Source organism: Zoogloea dura (assembly GCF_012927165.1).
GTDB lineage: Bacteria > Pseudomonadota > Gammaproteobacteria > Burkholderiales > Rhodocyclaceae > Zoogloea > Zoogloea dura.
On the sequence record NZ_JABBGA010000030.1, the window covers coordinates 21,739 to 40,568 of the forward strand.

The 18,830-nt window shown below is 66.6% G+C and carries 14 protein-coding genes; 6 read left to right on the top strand and 8 right to left on the bottom strand.

Translation table 11 applies throughout. The annotated features are described in order from the left end of the window. Positions 1–4 precede the first annotated feature (4 nt). From HHL15_RS22785 to HHL15_RS22820, 8 genes are all read right to left on the bottom strand, one after another. Positions 5–2,170, bottom strand: a complete 2,166-nt coding sequence (locus HHL15_RS22785) for a 3'-5' exonuclease (RefSeq protein WP_408065736.1) — start codon at positions 2,168–2,170, stop codon at positions 5–7. After that, entirely contained in the window at positions 2,167–2,541 is a 375-nt protein-coding gene (locus HHL15_RS22790) for a response regulator transcription factor (RefSeq protein ID WP_169148119.1), read from the bottom strand. Before HHL15_RS22790 ends, HHL15_RS22785 begins: the two co-directional genes overlap by 4 nt. 83 nt (positions 2,542–2,624) lie before the next feature. Then, a complete protein-coding gene (locus HHL15_RS22795; RefSeq protein ID WP_169148120.1) occupies positions 2,625–5,378 on the bottom strand; it encodes an ATP-binding protein in 2,754 nt (917 codons plus the stop codon). A 41-nt stretch (positions 5,379–5,419) separates the two neighbouring features. Continuing rightward, the gene (locus HHL15_RS22800; RefSeq protein WP_169148121.1) at positions 5,420–5,611 is read right to left on the bottom strand and encodes a hypothetical protein; all 192 of its coding nucleotides are present in this window, start codon (positions 5,609–5,611) and stop codon (positions 5,420–5,422) included. A 150-nt stretch (positions 5,612–5,761) separates the two neighbouring features. Then, positions 5,762–7,411: a chaperonin GroEL gene (gene groL, locus HHL15_RS22805; RefSeq protein WP_169148122.1), complete on the bottom strand. Its 1,650-nt coding sequence runs from the start codon at positions 7,409–7,411 to the stop codon at positions 5,762–5,764. Positions 7,412–7,517: 106 nt separating this feature from the next. Then, complete coding sequence (gene groES / locus HHL15_RS22810) at positions 7,518–7,808, bottom strand: co-chaperone GroES (protein ID WP_169148123.1); 291 nt, start codon at positions 7,806–7,808, stop codon at positions 7,518–7,520. Between the two features lie 215 nt (positions 7,809–8,023). Then, positions 8,024–8,986, bottom strand: a complete 963-nt coding sequence (locus HHL15_RS22815) for a PA2778 family cysteine peptidase (protein ID WP_235943619.1) — start codon at positions 8,984–8,986, stop codon at positions 8,024–8,026. A gap of 1 nt (position 8,987) precedes the next feature. Next, entirely contained in the window at positions 8,988–9,350 is a 363-nt protein-coding gene (locus HHL15_RS22820) for a PA2779 family protein (protein WP_169148124.1), read from the bottom strand. Between the two features lie 442 nt (positions 9,351–9,792). On the opposite strand from HHL15_RS22820, the gene HHL15_RS22825 reads away from it, so the two are divergent. From HHL15_RS22825 to HHL15_RS22850, 6 genes are all read left to right on the top strand, one after another. Further along, positions 9,793–11,004: a hypothetical protein gene (locus HHL15_RS22825; protein WP_169148125.1), complete on the top strand. Its 1,212-nt coding sequence runs from the start codon at positions 9,793–9,795 to the stop codon at positions 11,002–11,004. Positions 11,005–11,128: 124 nt separating this feature from the next. After that, the gene (locus HHL15_RS22830; RefSeq protein WP_169148126.1) at positions 11,129–12,361 is read left to right on the top strand and encodes a TolC family protein; all 1,233 of its coding nucleotides are present in this window, start codon (positions 11,129–11,131) and stop codon (positions 12,359–12,361) included. Further along, positions 12,358–13,518, top strand: coding sequence for an efflux RND transporter periplasmic adaptor subunit (locus tag HHL15_RS22835; protein ID WP_169148127.1), 1,161 nt, complete (start codon positions 12,358–12,360; stop codon positions 13,516–13,518). Before HHL15_RS22830 ends, HHL15_RS22835 begins: the two co-directional genes overlap by 4 nt. Before the next feature lie 13 nt (positions 13,519–13,531). Then, on the top strand, positions 13,532–16,645 hold the full coding sequence (locus HHL15_RS22840; RefSeq protein ID WP_169148128.1) for an efflux RND transporter permease subunit: 3,114 nt from the start codon (positions 13,532–13,534) through the stop codon (positions 16,643–16,645). Between the two features lie 31 nt (positions 16,646–16,676). Next, positions 16,677–17,363 (top strand): response regulator, encoded by a 687-nt coding sequence (locus tag HHL15_RS22845; protein ID WP_169148129.1) that lies wholly within the window; start codon positions 16,677–16,679, stop codon positions 17,361–17,363. Beyond that, the gene (locus HHL15_RS22850) at positions 17,344–18,711 is read left to right on the top strand and encodes a sensor histidine kinase (RefSeq protein WP_169148130.1); all 1,368 of its coding nucleotides are present in this window, start codon (positions 17,344–17,346) and stop codon (positions 18,709–18,711) included. Before HHL15_RS22845 ends, HHL15_RS22850 begins: the two co-directional genes overlap by 20 nt. The last annotated feature ends 119 nt before the right edge of the window (positions 18,712–18,830 follow it).

Consider the following 18,830-nt stretch of genomic DNA (forward strand, 5'->3'; position numbering starts at 1 on the left):
CAACTCAGTACTTGACCCGGGCGTAGTAAGTCTTCTCGGATGCCTGACGCGCCTCGCCGAGGGTCCGGATTCCCATCTCCGCCAGCAGGGGGATCATGCGCAGGAAAACCTCGCCGGTCACGATCGCATCTCCCATCGCGGTGTGACGCCCCATCACATGCACCCCCATGCGCTCACAGATGGCCTCCAGGCGGTGGGATTCCTGGCTGGGATGGATGACCGCCGACAACAGCAGGGTGTCGAGCACCGGCTGGGTGAACCGGACCCCCGTACTGGCCTCTTTGAGTTGCAGGAAACGCATGTCGAAAGCCGCGTTGTGGGCCACCAGCACGGTGTCCTCGGCAAACGCATGGAAGGACGGCAGCACCTTGGCCAGGGGCGGCTGCCCGAACAGCATGTCGGGGGTGATGCCGTGGATCCTGGTCGACGCCTCGGGCAGCTCTCGCAGCGGGTCCACCAGTTGCTCGAAGGACTCCGACTTGAGCAGCTTGCCATTGACGATGCGGGTCGCACCGATCTGGATGATCTCGTCCCCTTCCGAGGGATTGAGGCCGGTGGTCTCGGTATCAAAGACGGTGAAGGTCAGCTCGCTCAGCAGGCGATCGTCGAGGGCATGGCTGGCCTCGGTTTGCTTGAACAGGTCGAAATCGTAATACTCGGGCCGGCTGTCGCCCTTGAGGAAGGCCGCCGCCTCCACCTGCTCCTGGGGCAGTGCGGACGGCAGCAACAGCCGGAAAAAGGCACGGTGCTGGGTTTTCTCGCGCTGCAGCCAGATCTCCCCGTCATGGCGCTCGATCACGTCACGCACGGTGAGCGGCGAGCTCTCGCCGGCAAAGGTCATGGGTTCGAGTTCCCAGGCCATCACGGTCTCGGTGCTCATGGCCTGCCCGGACCAGATCAGGTCCAGGTGCGCCAGACGTCCGGCGGAACTCAGGCGGAAGCGCACTTCACGCACCTCGAACTCCTCCGACAGCCGGCTGGCCAGGTAGCCGATGGCCTGCAGCAGGGAGAAGCTGTCCACCTTGACCCACACCTCGGGATCCACCTCCTCGAGCTTGGTGGGCAGGTTCAGTTTTTTCTCGACACGCCGCTGGGCCGCGGCCACCAGATCGGCCCCTAGCATTTCATCAAGGGGCCAGCGGGTCTTGAGGGAATCGGCGAAGGCATTGGCGGTATCGTCGAGACGCCTGCTCATGCCCTGCACCTCGTCACGGATGACCTTGAGAAAACGCTCCCTGAGCTCCGCATCGAGATCCGGGTACTCCAGCATCTCCGCCGCGGCGCGCAGGTTGGCCAGGGACGAGCGGCTGCCCTCAGTGAGGGAGTGGAGCATCTGGTCGCGCCGGGTTTCCGCCTCGAAATTGCGGGTGATGTTGTCGAGCATCAGCACAAAGCCCGACACCACCGCGTCGCCGCCGCCTTCCGCAGAGGACAGCACCGGCGCCATCTGCACCCGCAGCAACTGCCCGGCCCGGGTCGTGGTGACAAAATTGGCCACCGGCTGGGCACTCTGGCGGCGGATGCGCTCCTGGATGCTCTCCAGTGCATGGACGATCAGGCTGCGCTCGAACACCGCGTAGATCGAACGCCCCAAGCCGATCATCTCACCGCCCCCCGCCGCAGCAGGCGCATCGGACATCGCCTTGAACTGCAGCCTGGCCCGGTTGTTGTAGAGCAGGATGCGGCCGTCCAGATTGCACACCACCACGCTCTGGCTGAGCTCCGACATCAGCGCCGCGAGGCGGTTGCGCTCCTCCTCGACCGACAGGCGGGCCTCGCGGATGCGGGCTTCCACGTCCTCCTGCAGGCTGCGCCGCTGATCGGCCAGCGCATTGACGGCCTCAGCGATGCGCCGCAACTCGGGCGAGCCATCGGGCACCAGACGGCGGACTGGATCAGTCCCGACGATCAAACCCAGCTCGTCGGCCATCTTCGCCGGCACCGCCAGCGCCCCTTGGGCAAAAGACTTCATCAGCACCGCGGCGGCCCCGGCCCCCACCAGCCCCACCATGATGAGCAGCCCCATCCGGGGATTCAGGATGGGCTCCAGGACATCTCTTTCGTCTACGCCCAGATCGCGCCACACCGCCACACCAGCCGCAGCCAGCACGGCCACCACCAAACCACTGCCCGCAAGTACGGCCAGCGCCTGCCTGGACTGGACGCTCACGCTGCAGCGTCCAGCAGGGCCTTCACCTTTGCAACCAGCTCCTTGGTGGAAAAGGGCTTGGTCATGTAGGCATCGGCCCCCATCGCAATACCCTTGGTCACTTCCGTCTCGCGCCCCTTGGCGGTCAGCATGAGGATACGCATGCCCTGCAGCGCCGCATCGGCCCGGATTTCCTGGCACACCTCGTAGCCGTTCTTGCGCGGCATCATCACGTCGAGCAACACCAAGTCGGGCTGCTCGCTGCGGGCCTTGTCGAGTGCCTCCTGGCCATCGTTGGCGACACACACGCTGAAGCCTTCACGCTTCATCAGGAATTCAAGAGAAATGACGATGTTTTGTTCGTCGTCGGCGATCAGTATTTTTTTGGTCATTCAGTCCCCTCCCCCGTCACCACTCCGGGACAGTCCGCCACATGCAGGCCTCATCCCCGGGGGTGCAGTTCATTTGTATTAGTTTATCCTGCCTCTTCGCTGCCTTCTGTTGATTTGCCGCAAGGCAACAGGAAGGAGAAGCAGGCCCCCGCCCCGGCAACACTTTCCACCCACAGCCGCCCCCCATAGTGCTCCACGATCTGGCGGCTGATCGGCAATCCAAGGCCAGTCCCCTGCGGCTTGTCCGTCATGGTGTTGCCACCCTGCCGAAACTTCTCAAAAACAACAATCTGCTCCTGCTCGGTAAGGCCTGGGCCATTGTCGGCGACATCCACGCGCAGGCCCTCTCCCGTGTCGCACAGGTGGATCGCCACGCGCCCCTCCCCCCGCGCCACGAACTTGACAGCATTGGAGAGCAGGTTGAGCACCACCTGGACCAGGCGATCCCGGTCAGCCAGCAGGATCGGCACGGACTCCGGCAGATCCATCGTCAATGCAACTTCCTTGTCCTTGAAGAGCTGGCTGGTGGAAGCCACCGCCTGCTCGACCACCTCGATCAGACTCACCTCGCCGTTGTGCCAGTCGGCGTGTCCGGACTCGATCTTGGCCATGTCGAGCACCTGGTTCACCAGGCGGGTCAGCCGCTCCGTCTCGCTGACGATGATTCCCAGAAAGCGTTTTCTCTCGGTCAGATCGATCCGAGGATCATCGAGCAACATCTCGGAGAAGGCTCGGATCGAGGTCAGCGGGGTACGTAATTCGTGTGTCACCGAGGACATGAAGTCATCCTTGAGGCGATCCAGCTCCTTGAGGCGCTCGTTGGCCGAACGCAACTCGCTGGTAGCCGTCTCCAGTTCCCGGGACTTGAGCTCCAGACGCTTGGAGTAGGCCCGCACCTGGGAAGCCTCGTCGAGGATGTTCATCACCTCGTCCAGCCCCAGGGGCTCTTCCTGCACCACCGAAGCCACCATGACCCGGGCCGAGGCGCTGCCAATGGCCCCCGCCAGGGTGGTCTCGGCAAAATGCACCAGCCCGGCGTCGGCCGGCAAGGCATCGACCCCCGCCACCCCGCGGCTGCGCGCGTAGTCGGCAAACGCCCCCCTGGCCCGCTCGGGTCCGATGAAACGGCCGATCAGCGGGAGCAGATCGCCAATCCGCGCACTACCCCGCCAGAAGGCGTCGCCAGCCGGCCGGCTCTGCTTGAAGACATCCACGAACAGCGTGGCCTGCCCCGCCTCGCGGGCATTTGGTCGCCGTATCAGGGAGACGCAGATATAGGCGCCGATGTTCACCAGCAGACTCCAGAACAGGCTGTGGGCTATCGGATCGAGGCCCTTCAGGCCGAACAGCTCCTGGGGGCGCAGCCACTCCGTCCCCGGGATCCCGACCTGCAGAAACTCGATGGGCAACCACCCCGACTTGGCGAAGGAGGGCAGCAGGAGGGTGTACAACCACACCGCAAAACCACCGGAGAGCCCCGCCAGGGCCCCGGGGCGGGTGGCACCGCGCCAGTACATGCCGCCGATCATCGCCGGCGCAAACTGGGCCACCGCCGCAAAGCTGATCAGCCCGATGCTGACCAGCGCATGCGCCTCCCCCGCCAGACGGAAATACAGGTAGCCGAGCAGCAGGATCAGCACGATGGCAAACCGGCGGATGCCCAGCAGCAGGCCGGACAGATCCTCGCGCCCCTGCAGGGCCAGCCAGCGATAGCGGAGCAGGAGCGGCATCACCAGGTCATTGCAGACCATGGTGGACAGGGCGATGGTCTCGACGATGATCATCCCGGTGGCGGCCGACAGCCCACCGATGAACACCAGCAAGGCCAGCCAGCCATGGCCGGAGGCCATCGGCAAGGTCAGCACAAAGGTATCGGCATCCACTCCCTGCCCGGCAAAATGGATCAGGCCGCCGAGGGCGATGGGCAGCACGAAGATGTTGATCAGCAGCAGGTACAGCGGGAACAGCCAGATGGCCCGGCGTAGGTGGTTCTCGTTGACGTTCTCCACCACGGCGACCTGGAACTGCCGCGGCAGGAACATCACGGCCAGCATCGACAGCAAGGTCAGGGCAAACCAGTTGCCGAAACTGTTGCCGCCCGCCTCCATGCCGGTGAGATGCCGCAGCGCCGGGTCTTCCGCGACTCTGGAGAAGATGTCTTCAGGGCCATCGAACAGGCTGAAGGTGACGAAGAGCCCAACCACCAGGAAGATCACCAGCTTGACCAGCGACTCGAAGGCCACCGCCGCCACCATGCCCTCGTGCCTCTCGGTTGCGTCCAGGTGGCGGGTGCCGAAGAGGATGGTGAAGGCCGCCATCATCAGGGCGATGTAGAGCGTCGTATCGGCCAGCCAGGGCACCGTCTCCGACTTGGCTGGCATCACGATGGCCGGGTAGTGGGTCAGGATGCTGAAGCTGGTGGACACCGCCTTGAGCTGCAGGGCGATGTAGGGAATCACCCCCAGCACGGCGATCACCGTGACCAGCCCGCCGAGCAACTGGCTCTTGCCGTAGCGCGAGGCGATGAAGTCGGCGATCGAGGTAATGCGATGGGTCTTGCCGATGCGCACCATCTTCAGCATCACGAACCACCACAGAGCCACCACCAGGGTCGGCCCCAGGAAGATCGGAACGAAGCCCAATCCGGACGAGGCAGCCCGGCCGACGCTGCCGTAGTAGGTCCAGGTGGTGCAATACACCGCCAGGGACAGGGCGTAGATGGTTGGATTGGCGATCAGGGAGCGGCCCGCATCGGCACGCTTGTCGCCAACGTAAGCCACCGCGAAGAGGAAGGCCAGGTACAGGAAGGAGGCAACGACGATGATCGAGCCGGTCATGGCCTCACCCCGCCCGCACGATGAGAACGTGGATCATCGCGCTAGCACTCGATGATCCAGGCCATCAGGGCGATGACCGCCGCCCACACTCCGAAAACATAGAGATACAGGACCGGAATGCCTCCCCATGTGCCAGCCGGATCGAACACCGACAGCACCGGGTAGTTCACGAGCACACAGCCCAGCAGGAACACCGCCACCAGGCGCTGCCCGGTCAAGGTCGCCTTGATCATCTCTCCCCTCCCGCACACTGCTTATTTTGGTTTATGGCAGAGTTATAAACCGAAACGCGCGGCTTGGCGAGGGTCCCAACCAAGCACAAAAAAAGAAAAACCCCGCACAAGGCGGGGTTTTTCAGAGGACTGAGCGTCCGGGGGAAGCAATTACATGCCCATGCCCATGCCGCCCATACCGCCCATGCCACCCATGTCGGGCATGCCGCCGGCCGGCTTGTCTTCAGCCAGTTCGGCCACCATGCAGTCGGTGGTGAGCATCAGGCCGGCCACGGACGCGGCGTTCTGCAGCGCGGTGCGGGTCACCTTGGTGGGGTCCAGCACGCCCATTTCAACCATATCGCCGTACACATCGGTAGCAGCGTTGTAGCCGAAATTGCCGGTGCCTTCGGTCACCTTGTTAACCACCACGGAAGCTTCGGCGCCAGCGTTGGCAACGATTTCACGCAGGGGCTGTTCCATGGCACGCAGCACGATCTTGATGCCGGCGTCCTGGTCGTGGTTGTCACCCTTCAGGCCGGACAGGTTGGCACGGGCACGCAGCAGGGCCACGCCGCCGCCGGGGACGATGCCTTCTTCAACGGCAGCGCGGGTGGCGTGCAGGGCGTCTTCCACGCGGGCCTTCTTTTCCTTCATTTCGACTTCGGTGGCGGCGCCAACCTTGATCACGGCAACACCGCCGGCCAGCTTGGCCACGCGTTCCTGCAGCTTTTCGCGGTCGTAGTCGGAAGTGGCTTCCTCGATCTGCACGCGGATCTGCTTGACGCGGGCTTCGATACGCTCGGCAACACCGGCGCCGTCGATGAGGGTGGTGTTTTCCTTGCCCACTTCGATGCGCTTGGCCTGGCCCAGATCTTCCAGGGTGGCCTTCTCGAGGGTCAGGCCGACTTCTTCGGCGATCACCTGGCCGCCGGTCAGCACGGCGATATCTTCCAGCATGGCCTTGCGACGGTCGCCAAAGCCCGGGGCCTTGACGGCACAGGTCTTCAGAATGCCACGGATGTTGTTCACCACCAGGGTGGCCAGCGCTTCGCCGTCCACGTCTTCAGCGATGATCAGCAGCGGGCGGCCAGCCTTGGCCACTTGCTCGAGCACCGGCAGCAGGTCGCGGATGTTGGAGATCTTCTTGTCGAACAGCAGGACGAAGGGGTTGTCCAGGATGGCAACCTGCTTGTCCGGGTTGTTGATGAAGTAGGGGGACAGGTAGCCACGGTCGAACTGCATGCCCTCGACCACGTCGAGTTCGTTCTGCAGGGACTTGCCGTCTTCAACGGTGATGACGCCTTCCTTGCCAACCTTTTCCATGGCGTTGGCGATGATGTCGCCAATGGAGGAATCGCTGTTGGCAGAGATGGAGCCGACCTGGGCGATTTCCTTGTTGGTCGAACAGGGCTTGGACAGCTTCTTCAGCTCTTCCAGGGTGGCGGTCACAGCCTTGTCGATGCCGCGCTTCAGGTCCATCGGGTTCATGCCGGCGGCCACGAACTTCATGCCTTCGCGAACGATGGACTGGGCCAGCACGGTGGCGGTGGTGGTGCCGTCACCAGCGATGTCGGAGGTCTTGGAAGCGACTTCCTTGACCATCTGGGCGCCCATGTTGGCGAACTTGTCCTTGAGCTCGATTTCCTTGGCCACGGACACACCGTCCTTGGTCACGGTCGGGGCGCCGAAGGAGCGCTCGAGCACCACGTTGCGGCCCTTCGGGCCCAGGGTCACCTTGACCGCATCGGCCAGGACGTTGATGCCTTCAACCATGCGGGAACGGGCGGAATCGCCGAACTTGACTTCTTTAGCTGCCATTTAGTGTTTCTCCGGAATTCTTTATATGACGCGGTGAGCGAGGACAGAGGGACCATCATCGCCCGTCGGGCTATGGTGCGGGCGCCATCAGGCGTCCGCGCGGCACTCAGGCCTCGAGCACGCCCATGATGTCTTCTTCACGCATGACCAGGACTTCCTGGCCGTCGACCTTGACGGTCTGGCCGGCGTACTTGCCGAACAGCACACGGTCGCCCACCTTGACATCCATCTTGCGCACTTCGCCGTTCTCAAGGATCTTGCCGTTGCCGACGGCCAGCACTTCGCCCTGATCGGGCTTTTCACCGGCGGAGTCGGGGATGACGATGCCGCTGGAAGTGGTGCGCTCAGCTTCAACGCGCTTGACGATCACGCGATCATGCAAGGGACGGATTTTCATGTAGTGATCTCCTACTCGTTTACATCGGGCAAGGTGCCCAACCAAAAAAATCAAGGCCAGCGAACTGGCGAGGTACGGGGCGGCGCCCTGTTAGCACTCAACCCCTGCGAGTGCTAATAATAGGGTCGGGTCGTGACCTTTTCAAGAGCACTGGCAGGGATTCTTTTCGGCGAAGCGGTGGAACCCGCTGCCAGCCCGGATCAAGCCGCCAGGAATCAGCGGATCGCCGCCGCCCGGATCCCGGTCAGCGTGGCCCTGTAGACGTCCTGACGGGGCCCGCCGGTCGCCACGGCCTGCTCGGCTGCCTGCAGGGCCTCCCGGTGCCTTCCGGTGTCGTGGAGGACCTGTGCCAGGTTGTTCCAGGCATCGGCGGCTTCGGGATGCGCCCTCACCGCCTGGCGGTAGTGTTCGAGGGCAAGGTCCGGCTCATGTCGGCGATAGGCGGCATTACCCAGGGCCATGCGCGCAAGCAGGTTGGCCGGCCAGGCCCGGAGGGCAGTGCCATAGGCGCGGGCCGCCGCCTCAGGCGACACCCGCTCCAGGTCGGCGACCGCAGCCACGTAGCCGGCCTCGTCAGCGGATGCCGGCAGATCCTCGGGCGACCGGGCAACAAAAGCCCAGCGCCCGCCCTTGGCCCAGCTGCGGTCAAAGACGGCAATGGGCATGGTCAGACGCCTTTCGCCGCCCGAACGGAGAATGATCTCGCCCGCCACCAGGTCGTAGCCGACCACCACCGCGTAATGCCACTGGGGGAAGGCATCGAACCTCAGGTTCTGGAGCACCAGCACCGGGTGGCCGGCCGCCACCTCCTGCAGCAAGGCCTCGGCACGAGGCGCCAGTCGATAGGGGACGAGCCCAGCGCGACGTGTGGCCGCCAGCAGTTCGACCTGGAGGCTGCCGTGCCGCAGGGGCAGATACACTTGCTGGACGAGCTGCCCGGGCGTGCGCTCGACGCCGGCGCTGCCGAACACCATGGCCAGCGCGGCGGGCCCGCATTGGTAGGCATCCTGGGCATGGAAGGGGACATCGCTCAGCTCGACCCTGGACGGCAGCCCTCCGGGAGCCCCCGCCCCCTGGTCAGGGAGTGGGCCGGGAAGGCTGGCGCAGCCGCTTGCCGCCACGAAGGCCAGCACCACCATCCGCCTGCGCCATACCCGCACGGCACGGCCTGCCGCCATCTCAGATCGCGATCGCAATGAGAATGGCGATGAGCATGATGATGATGATGTCGGTGCTGCTCAGATTACCGCCGGCAGGCATCCCGTCGATCTTCCGGGCCAGCGCATGGACCTCCTCCTCACTCAGGGAGGCGACGCGATCGGCGGACACCATGCTATCCACGCCCAGCGCCTGCAGGCGCTCCTTGACGTTGGCGCGATCGAGGAAATCACGCACCCTGGCCCGCTCCTGCTCGACCTGGCTGGTCTTCGCTGCCATCGCATCGGTATCGACAATCTCCGCCCGCGCCAGGGGAAGCTGGGCAGACATGGCAAGGACAAGCATGGCGATCAGGCCGCGGGAAAGACTGGCAGTTGCTCTCATGATCTTCTCCTGACTGAATCAGCAAAAACTCGATTTTCGCAACGGGGGAGCAATTCCTCATGGCGTGAATCGCGCTGTTCGCCCGGGCTTTCCGCGGGCGGACAACAGGCGTCCCCCTTTTATCAGTAGCAAAGAAGAGATGGGCATGCCTCGAGCCCTAACATCCTGATAACAAAAACCCGCATGGCCGGCCCCGGTTCGCCGCCCCCCCAGGCCTGGCGGGGAACATCTCCGCGTCCCCGAGCGGGATCCTGCCTCGAACCGGCAAAACAGAAATTCATACGGCAAAAATCACAAAAATAACAAATAAACCCTATTTGCATGAGCGCACTCGACTTTGACGACCTAGAATCGGGGCTCATCCCCGATCAAGCATCGGGACGCATCCGAAGCCCGGCGAGAGTTTCCGGGCCAGTCCGCCGCCCCCCCGGGAGAATCCTCGATGACCGACACCACGCTTCGACTCTGCCACACCGGCATGGACGAACAAGCCCTGAAGGGCTTCCAGGCCTGCCTGAGCGGGCTGGGCACGGAAACCTGGGGGCTGGCCGAGGAAGCCGGCGCGGATGCAGCCTTCATCGACATGGACAGTGACCTGGGGCCCTACCTGCTGGCCGCCCACCGCCTGCTCTATCCCCTGCGCCCTTTGATCGTGACCCGCCGCCCTGCGGGCTACCGGCCGGACCCGCTGACCATCGAGCTACCCAAGCCCCTGCGTCCGGGCGCGCTTTTCGCCGCGCTAGGCCAGGCCCGGGATCTGCTGCCGCGGCAGGCGGCAGGCGGCCTGGCCGATGCAGCCGAAGGTGCCGCCGACGCCCTCGACAACATCCCCGACGAGATGCCCTTCGACGCCCTGCGCAGCCACCCCACCTTCGTGCCCGCGGCCGAACCGGCCGGCCTGCTGCGCCGCTTCGAGGAACGCCTGGCCACCTTGTACGTCGGCTCGATGCCCGACGTCGACCTGAACGACCTGGACGCGCGCGAGCAGATCCAGTACCAGCCCGAACTCTTTCTGCAGGGGCTGGTGGCCCGGGCCGTCAGCCATGCCCGAGAGATCGCCCTGCCGGTGCGCATCGACGACACCGAAGGCCCCGCCCTCTATCTTGACCCACGCAACGGCCGGGTCTATTCGGCCCGCAGCGCCAATGCCTTGCGCGCCCTCGCCCAGCTGCCCACCCGTGGAACCGTCCGCCTGGCCGCCCTCGACCCCCGTACGCCCTCGGTTCCGGCGGGGCTGTCGGCAAGGCCACTGGAAGACTTCGAATGGGAGCTGGCCCTGTGGGCGTCCCGTGGCCGGCTCCCCGCCGGAACCGACGTGGACACCCCGGTCCGCCTGGGCAGCTGGCCCAATCTGAATCGCCTGCCTCTGCCTCCAGAGGCCGTGCGCATCGCCGGACTCTGGTCGCGCGGACCGCTCAGCCTGCGTGACACGGTACGTCAGCTCGGCATCCCGCAACGCTATGTTTTCGCCTTCTACAGCGCCTGCTTCGCCCTCGGTCACGTGGACGCGCCCGCAAGGCGGGCACCGCGGAGTGAGGCCAGCGGCCCTTCCACGCAGGCGGGTCAGGTGGTATCGGGCGGCATGATCCGGCGTATCGTCGGCCGCCTGCTGGGCCCTCGCTCCGACGGCCTGCCTCCTGCAGCCCAGGCCTGACTCACCTACCACGCCGTCCAACCGCGCTTGGACGCCGAGACCGCAAGCTTCACGCAAGGCTCAGTACAGCCGTCCGTCAGGGAGCATACGTAGACTGACCGCCTGACTCCTCCGGCAGACAGGCATGCGTATCCCTTTACTGCTCATCAGCACCCTGTGGCTGGGCTGCGCCCACGCCGCCCCCCTGACATTCGCCGAAGCGGACGCCCGCCTGCTCGAGGCGAACCCGTCCATCATGATGGCGCGCAGCGCAGTCGCCGCTGCGCGTGCCGGGATCCAGATCGCCGGCGCCCGCCCCAACCCGACCCTCGCCATCTCGGCCAGCGGCTCCAGCCCTCACCGCCCGGGCGGTTCGAATCACTGGGACCGGGCGACCGACAACACCATCCGGATCGACCAGCAGATCGAACGCGGCAACAAGCGCGAACTCCGCCTGCGCGCCGCCGATGACAACCTTGCAGCAAGCGGCTCCGATCTGGACAACACCATCCGGCTCGCCCGCAGCGACCTCGCCAACGCCTGGGTCGATCTGCGCGCGGCGCAGGCCACCGCACGCATCTCGGCCGACAACGCCAGGCTGGCCGCCCGCGCCGCCACGGCCGCCGAACTGCGCGGCAAAGCCGGCGACCTAGCTGGTGTCGACGTGGCGCGCGTCGCCGCCGACGCGGCCCGCGTGGCCAACGACGCCGCACAGGCCGAAGCCCAGCTGGCCCAGGCCCGCGTGGCCCTGTCCGCCGTGCTGGGCGGGCGCCCCACCGCAGAAGGCCTTGAAGTGCTAGACGACTGGCCCGCCGACGAAGCCGCCGTGCTCCCCTTGCCTGCCGACCGCCCCGACATCCTGGCGGCCCGCCAGCGCATTTCCCAGGCCGACGCATTGCGGGAGCTGGCCCGCGCCCAGCACACCCGCGACGTATCCGTGGGGCTGCAGTACGAACACGCCCCCGCCAACATCAACAACAGCTACTCCGAATCGTCGATCGGCCTCAGCCTGTCGATCCCCCTCTTCCTCGGCTACGACTACGGCGGCGACATCGCCCGCAGCGAGGCCGACTACACCGCGGCCGAAGCCCAGCTGGGCGCCACCCTCACCGCCGCCGACAGCGAACGGGCGCGCCTGCGCAGCGCCTACGCGGCCAGCCGGGCCCGCCTGGAGCGTACCGTCGAAGTCATCCTGCCAGCCGCCGAGCGCGCCGGGAAAGGCGCCGACGTCGCCCTCCAGAGGGGCGGCATGAGCCTCACCGACTATCTCGACACCCAGCGCAGCCTGCGCGCCGCCCGCCTCGAAGCCGCGCAGGCACGGGCCGACCTTGCCCGCGCCGCCTTCATGCTGCGTCTGGCTGGAGAACCAAACCCATGAAACCCCGCGTCCTCGCCCTTTCGATCGCCATCCTTGCCGCCCTGGGCGGAGCTGCCTACTACCACTTCCACGAGGACCAGCCCGCCCCGGAGGCCGAGCCGGTCGTCCAGAAGCCCTCGGCCGAGCCCGGCGTGCTGCGCTTCCCCACCGCCGCTCCGCAGCTGTCCCAGATCCAGGCAGAGGTGGCCAGCCTGGCCCCTGTGCCCATGGACGACCCCCTCGCCGCGCGGGTGGCCTACGACGAGAATGCCACGGCCCGCCTGTTCTCCCCGATCGCCGGCCGGGTCGTGGAGATCCGGGCCAATGTCGGCGACAGCGTCAAGGCGGGAGATGTCCTGGCCATCCTCGACGCCCCCGAGCTGGGCACCGCGGCAGCCGATCTGACCAAGGCCCGGGCCGACGCGGAACAGAAGAAATCCAGCCTCGAGCGGGTCCGCAGCCTGGTCGAAGCCGAAGTGCTGCCGCGCCGCGAACTCGAGGCCGCCCAGGCCGACTGGCAGCAGGCCCGCGCCGAGGCCGAACGGGCACGCCTGCGCCTGGGCAACCTGGCCCCCGGCGGCAAGCTCGCCGCGGGCAGCCAGCGCTTTGAGCTGCGCGCCCCGATCTCCGGCATCGTGGCCACCCGCCAGATCAATCCATCCATGGAAGTCCGCCCCGACCTGCCCGAGCCGCTCTTCGTCGTCACCGACATGAACAAGCTGTCGGTGCTGGTGGATGTGCCCGAACGCGACCTGCCCATCGTCACCGTCGGCAAGGCCGCCCAGGTCGAGGTGTCGGCCTACCCGCACCGTAGCTTCGAAGGCAAGGTGGTGCGCGTCGCGCCCACCCTCGATCCACAGACCCGGCGGGTCCAGGCGCGGGTTGCGGTGGACAACCGGGAAGGCCTGCTCAAGCCAGAGATGTACGCCAAGGTGGCCCTACTCGCCGACACCCGTGAAGAGCTGCCGCGGGTGCCCATCGGCGCCCTGCTGGTGGAGGGCGTCAAGAACTACCTGTTCGTCGAACGCGAGCCTGGCGTTTTTGAAAAGCGTGATGTCAGCCTCGCCGTGCAGACCCGCACCCACGCCTATGTGTGGAGCGGCGTGAAGGCCGGCGAAAAGGTCGTCGGGGTCGGCGCCCTGCTGCTCAACGCCGAACTGGCCAGCAGCTCACGCTGAGGGACGCACCACCATGTTCGACACCCTCATCACCCTGGCCCTGCGCCAGCGCGCCTTCATCCTGCTGGCGGCCCTCACCCTGCTCGGCTACGGGCTGTACGCGGTCAACCAGATCTCCATCGAGGCCTTTCCCGATGTCCAGGATGTGCAGGTCCAAGTCGTCACCCAGGCCATCGGACAGGCCCCGGAAGAGGTCGAACGTACCGTCACCCTGCCGATCGAGCGGGAGATGAGCGGCGTCCCCGGGCTCACCCAGCTGCGCTCGGTCTCCATCACCGGCCTGTCGGTGGTCACCCTCACCTTCAACGACAAGACCGCCGACTACTTCGCCCGCCAACAGGTCCTGGAGCGCCTTCAGCAGGTCAGCCTGCCACCGGGGCTGCAGCCCGTGCTAGCACCGCTCACCACAGCGGTCGGCGAGGTCTATCGCTACATCCTGGAGAGCCCGCCCTCGGCGCCCAAGGAAGAAGTCCGCGCCGTGCAGGACTGGACAGTCCGCCCGGCCCTGCGCATGGTGCCCGGCATTGCCGACGTGGTGAGCTTCGGCGGGGCCATCCGCGAGATGCAGGTTCAGCTGCAGCCCGACCTGCTGCGCAAGTACTCGATCAGCCTGTCCGAGGTGAGCGACGCCCTGTCCGCCTCCAGCGGCAACGGCAGCGGCGGCCTGATGCGGCGTGGCGACGAGGCCCTGGTGATCCGCAGTCTGGGCCTGTTCCGCAGCGCCGACGACATCCGCGACGTGGTCATCGTCTCCCGCGACGGCAAGCCGGTACGCATCAGCGATGTGGCGGAGGTGGTCAGCGGCGCCCGCCCCCGCAACGGCATCGTGGCCTTCAACGACCGGGACGACGTGATCGAGGGCATCGTGCAGATGACCAAGGGCGGCAACGCCGCCAAGATCGTCGAGAACCTCAAGCTCAAGGTGGACGAGGTCAATGCCCGCCTGCCCGAGGGCTACCGGATCCGCCCGATCTACCAGCGCACCGAGCTGATCGGTCACACCGTCGCCACCGTTGCCGAGAACCTGCTGGTCGGCGCCGTGCTGGTCACCGCCATCCTGCTCGGCTTTCTGCGCAACCTGCGCGCCGCCATCATCGTCGCCGCAGTGATCCCCCTGTCCCTGCTGTTCGCCTTCATCCTGATGCACGCGATGGGTGTGTCGGCCAACCTGATCTCCCTCGGCGCAGTGGACTTCGGGGTCATCATCGACAGCGCGGTGGTGATGGTCGAAGCCCTCATGGTGCGCCTCGCCGTGGATGCCCACGCCGAACACCACGGCATCATCTCGCCGGTCGGCCGGCGCCTGCACGCCCTCAAGCAGACCTGCATCGAGCTGGGCTCGCCGATCATGTTCTCGAAGGCCATCATCATCGTCGCCTTCCTGCCCATCTTCACCTTCCAGCGGGTCGAGGGCCGGATCTTCACCCCGGTGGCACTGACCCTCTCCTTCGCCCTGCTGGGCGGCCTGATCCTGACCCTGACGCTGGTTCCGACACTGCTCTCCTATGCCCTCAACAAGCAGGACATGGCCGAGAAGGAAAGCCCCTGGCTGCATCGCCTGCAGATCCGTTACCGGGACCTCCTGATCCGCCTGCAGGGCCGCCGCCGCCTCACCATCCTCGCGTCGACCGCCTGCCTCGTCGGCGCCCTCGCCCTGGCCCCGCTGCTGGGTTCCGAGTTCCTACCCAAGCTGGACGAAGGCAACATCTGGCTGACCATCAGCCTGCCGCAATCCTCCGCCCTGTCCAACACCAAGGAGGTGGAACGCAAGGTCCGGGCGGTGCTCAACAGCTACCCGGAAGTGAAGGCGGTGATCACCCACGTCGGCCGCCCGGACGACGGCACCGACCCGAAGGGCCCCAACAACCTGGAAATCCTGGCCGACCTCAAACCCCGCAACGAGTGGCGCTTTGCCAGCAAGGAAGCCCTGGTGGAGAGCATGTCCACCAAGCTGTCGGCGATCCCCGGCCTGCCCACCAACTTCTCCCAGGTAATCCAGGACAACGTCGAAGAGTCCCTCTCCGGCGCCAAGGGTGAGATCGCGGTCAAGATCTTCGGCCCCAACCTCGATGTGCTCGAGACCAAGGCCCGCCAGGTGGCCAGCGTACTCGGCCGCATCCAGGGCTCCGCCGACGTGGCGGCGCTGCCGGTGGGCGGCCAGAGCGAAGTGGACATCCGCCTGCGCCGCGACGCCCTGGCCCGCTACGACATCAACGTCACCGACATCAACACCATGATCCAGACCGCCCTCGGCGGCAGCGCGGTCAATGTGTTCTATGACGGCGAGCGGCGCTACGACGTCACCCTGCGCTTCGGCCCCCGGTTCCGCGACCAGATCGACGACATCGCCCACCTGCCGGTAGCCCTCGGCGACGGCAAGACCAGCATCCCGCTGGGCGACGTGGCCGACGTGGAACTGCGCCAGGGCGCCTCCCGCATCCAGCGCGAGGCGGGTGGCCGCAACGTCATCGTCAAGGCCAACCTGCGCGGCCGCGACCAGGGCAGCTTTGTCGCGGAAGCCCAACGGAAGGTCGCCGCCGAAGTCATCCTGCCCCCCGGCTACAGCATGACCTGGGGTGGCCAGTTCGAGAACCAGCAGCGCGCCATGGGCCGCCTCAAGCTCATCGTGCCGATCACCCTGGGCCTGATCTTCTCGCTGCTGTTCTGGGCCTTCAAGGACATCCGCCCGGCCCTGCTGGTCCTGTCCATGGTGCCCTTCACCCTGATCGGCGGCTTCGCCGGGCTCGCCATTGCCGGCCTGCACCTGTCCGTCTCCGCAGCGGTCGGCTTCATCGCGGTGGCCGGCATCTCGGTGCAGAACGGGGTGATCATGGTCGAACAGGTCATCGAGATCGCCCGGCGCGGCGCCCCCCGGGCCGAGGCCATTCTCGACGGTGCCATGCTGCGCCTGCGCCCCATCGTCATGACCGCCCTGATGGCCGGCCTCGGCCTGCTGCCGGCAGCGCTGTCCCACGGCATCGGCTCGGAAACCCAGCGCCCCTTCGCCGTCGTCATCGTCGGAGGCATCGTCAGTGCGACAATCTTCACCCTGCTCCTGCTGCCGGTCCTCCTCAGCTTCGGCGGCAGCAAGGACGGGCCCGGCCGCGGCGAAAGCTCCGCTCCCTGAAACCTACGCTCCTCTCCGACAGGACACTGCAATGCGCACCCTCATCGTCGAAGACGACCCCCTCCTGGCCGACGGCCTGGCCCAGCTCCTGCGGGGTGCCGGCTTCAATGCCGACTTCGTCGGCAGCGCCGAACTCGCCGAGGCCGCCATCGCCGCCGAGCCCTTCGACCTGATGGTGCTCGACATCGGTCTACCAGGCATGGACGGGCTGGAGCTGCTGACCCGCCTGCGGGCCCGCCACAACCCCATCCACGTGCTCATGCTGACGGCCCGCGACGCCCTCAACGAACGGGTGCGGGGCCTCAACCTGGGGGCCGACGACTACCTGACCAAACCCTTCGCCGCCGTCGAGCTGCTGGCGCGGGTCAATGCCCTTGTCCGGCGCAGCCGCGGCCAGGCCGGCCAGCGCCGCGAGTTCGGCACCCTGACCCTCGACGAGGAAGCCCGCCGGGCCTGGCTGGCCGGCCAGCCCGTCGAACTGCCCCAGCGGGAGTGGGCCATCCTGCAGTTCCTGCTCGACAACCCAGAGCGGGTCCTGAGCAAGGAGCGTATCGTGGCGGCGATCTGCACCTGGGACCAGGACATGAGCGTAAACGCCGTGGAGGTGTACATTTCGCGCCTGCGCACCAAGCTCGAGCCGGGCGGCATCCGCATCCGCACCGTGCGCGGCCTGGGCTACATGCTCGAAAATCCCGTCCATGACCCGAAGCCTGCGTAAAGCCCTGCTGCTATGGCTGCTGCTGCCGGCAGCCCTGGCCGTCCTGACCTTCCTGCCCCTGGCCTTCCACCTGGTCCACCAGCCGGCCATCGAGGCGCTTGACCGGGCCCTGGCCGACGCCAGCCTGGCCCTGGTGCCCCACCTCGAGATGGTGGGCGGAGAACCCCGCTTCGTCTTCCCCACTGCCGCCGAGCAGGTGCTGCGGGCCGACCGGGTGGATGACATCTACTACCTCGTGCTCGGCCCCAACAACCGCTTTGTCGCCGGCGATGCAGGCCTGCCCCACGAAGCCCCCGAAGGCGCCGAGACAGAAGGCGACCGGGTCAGCTTCTACTCCCACTTCCGCGGTCACCCGATCCGGGTCATCGCCATCCACCGACAGGTGGCCGGCGAACCCTTTGTCTTCGTCACGGCCGAGACCACCCGAAAGCGCGACCAGTTGCGAGTGGACCTGGCCTTCGCCCTGATCCTCCCCCTGATCTTCTTCGCCGCCGCCACCGGCTTCACCATCTGGTTCGGCATCCGCCACGCCCTGCTCCCGGTCGAGGACATCCGGCGGGCCCTGCATGGCATGGAACACCGGGCCCTGCGCCCCCTCGACGCTGCCTCGGCCCCCGGCGAGATCCGCCCCCTGGTGGACGAATTCAACCAGCTGCTGCTGCGCCTCGAGCAGGCCGCCGAAGCCCAGCAGCGCTTCGTCGCCAACGCGGCCCACCAGCTGCGCACCCCCTTGGCCGGTATCCGGGCCCAGCTCGAGGTCCTCCCGCGGGAAGCCGACGCCACCAGCCGCGACACACGCATCAGCCAGTGTATCGGCGCCATCGAACGCCTCGGCCATCTCATCAACCAGATGCTGGTGCTGCTCTCGGCAGAGCCCGGCGGGCGCCAGGCCGACCTGGCCGAGAGCGTCGACCTGCCCGACCTGATCCGCGAACGCAGCCCGGAATGGATCCGCCTGGCCGAATCCCGCGGCCTCGACCTCGGCTTCGAACTCGAGGCCGCCCAACTGCGGGGCGACCCGCTGCTGCTCGGCGAGATGATCGCCAACCTGGTCTTCAATGCCCTCGCCTACACCCCCGCCCCCGGCGAAGTCACGGTGCGCTGCCACAGCCACGACAGGCATTGCGTGATCGAGGTGGAAGACAACGGCCCGGGCATTCCGCCCGAATTCCACGAACGGGTCTTTGAACGCTTCTTCCGCCTGCCCTCCGCCAGCCGCCCTGGCAGCGGGCTGGGCCTGCCCATCGTGCGCGAGATTGCCCGCGGCTGTGGCGGCACGGTCACCCTCGAAGCGCCCCCCGGCGGGCAGGGCACCCTGGTCCGGGTGGAGCTGGCCACCCCGGGCTGAGCCGGGACGCCCCTGCTTTTCCCTGCAGCGCCCTCCGCTCTGGCATACCATGCCGGCTTTGCAGCCGGCGCTCGTCACAAGCCTGCAGCGCGGCTGCTGAACAATCCGGATCCACTTCA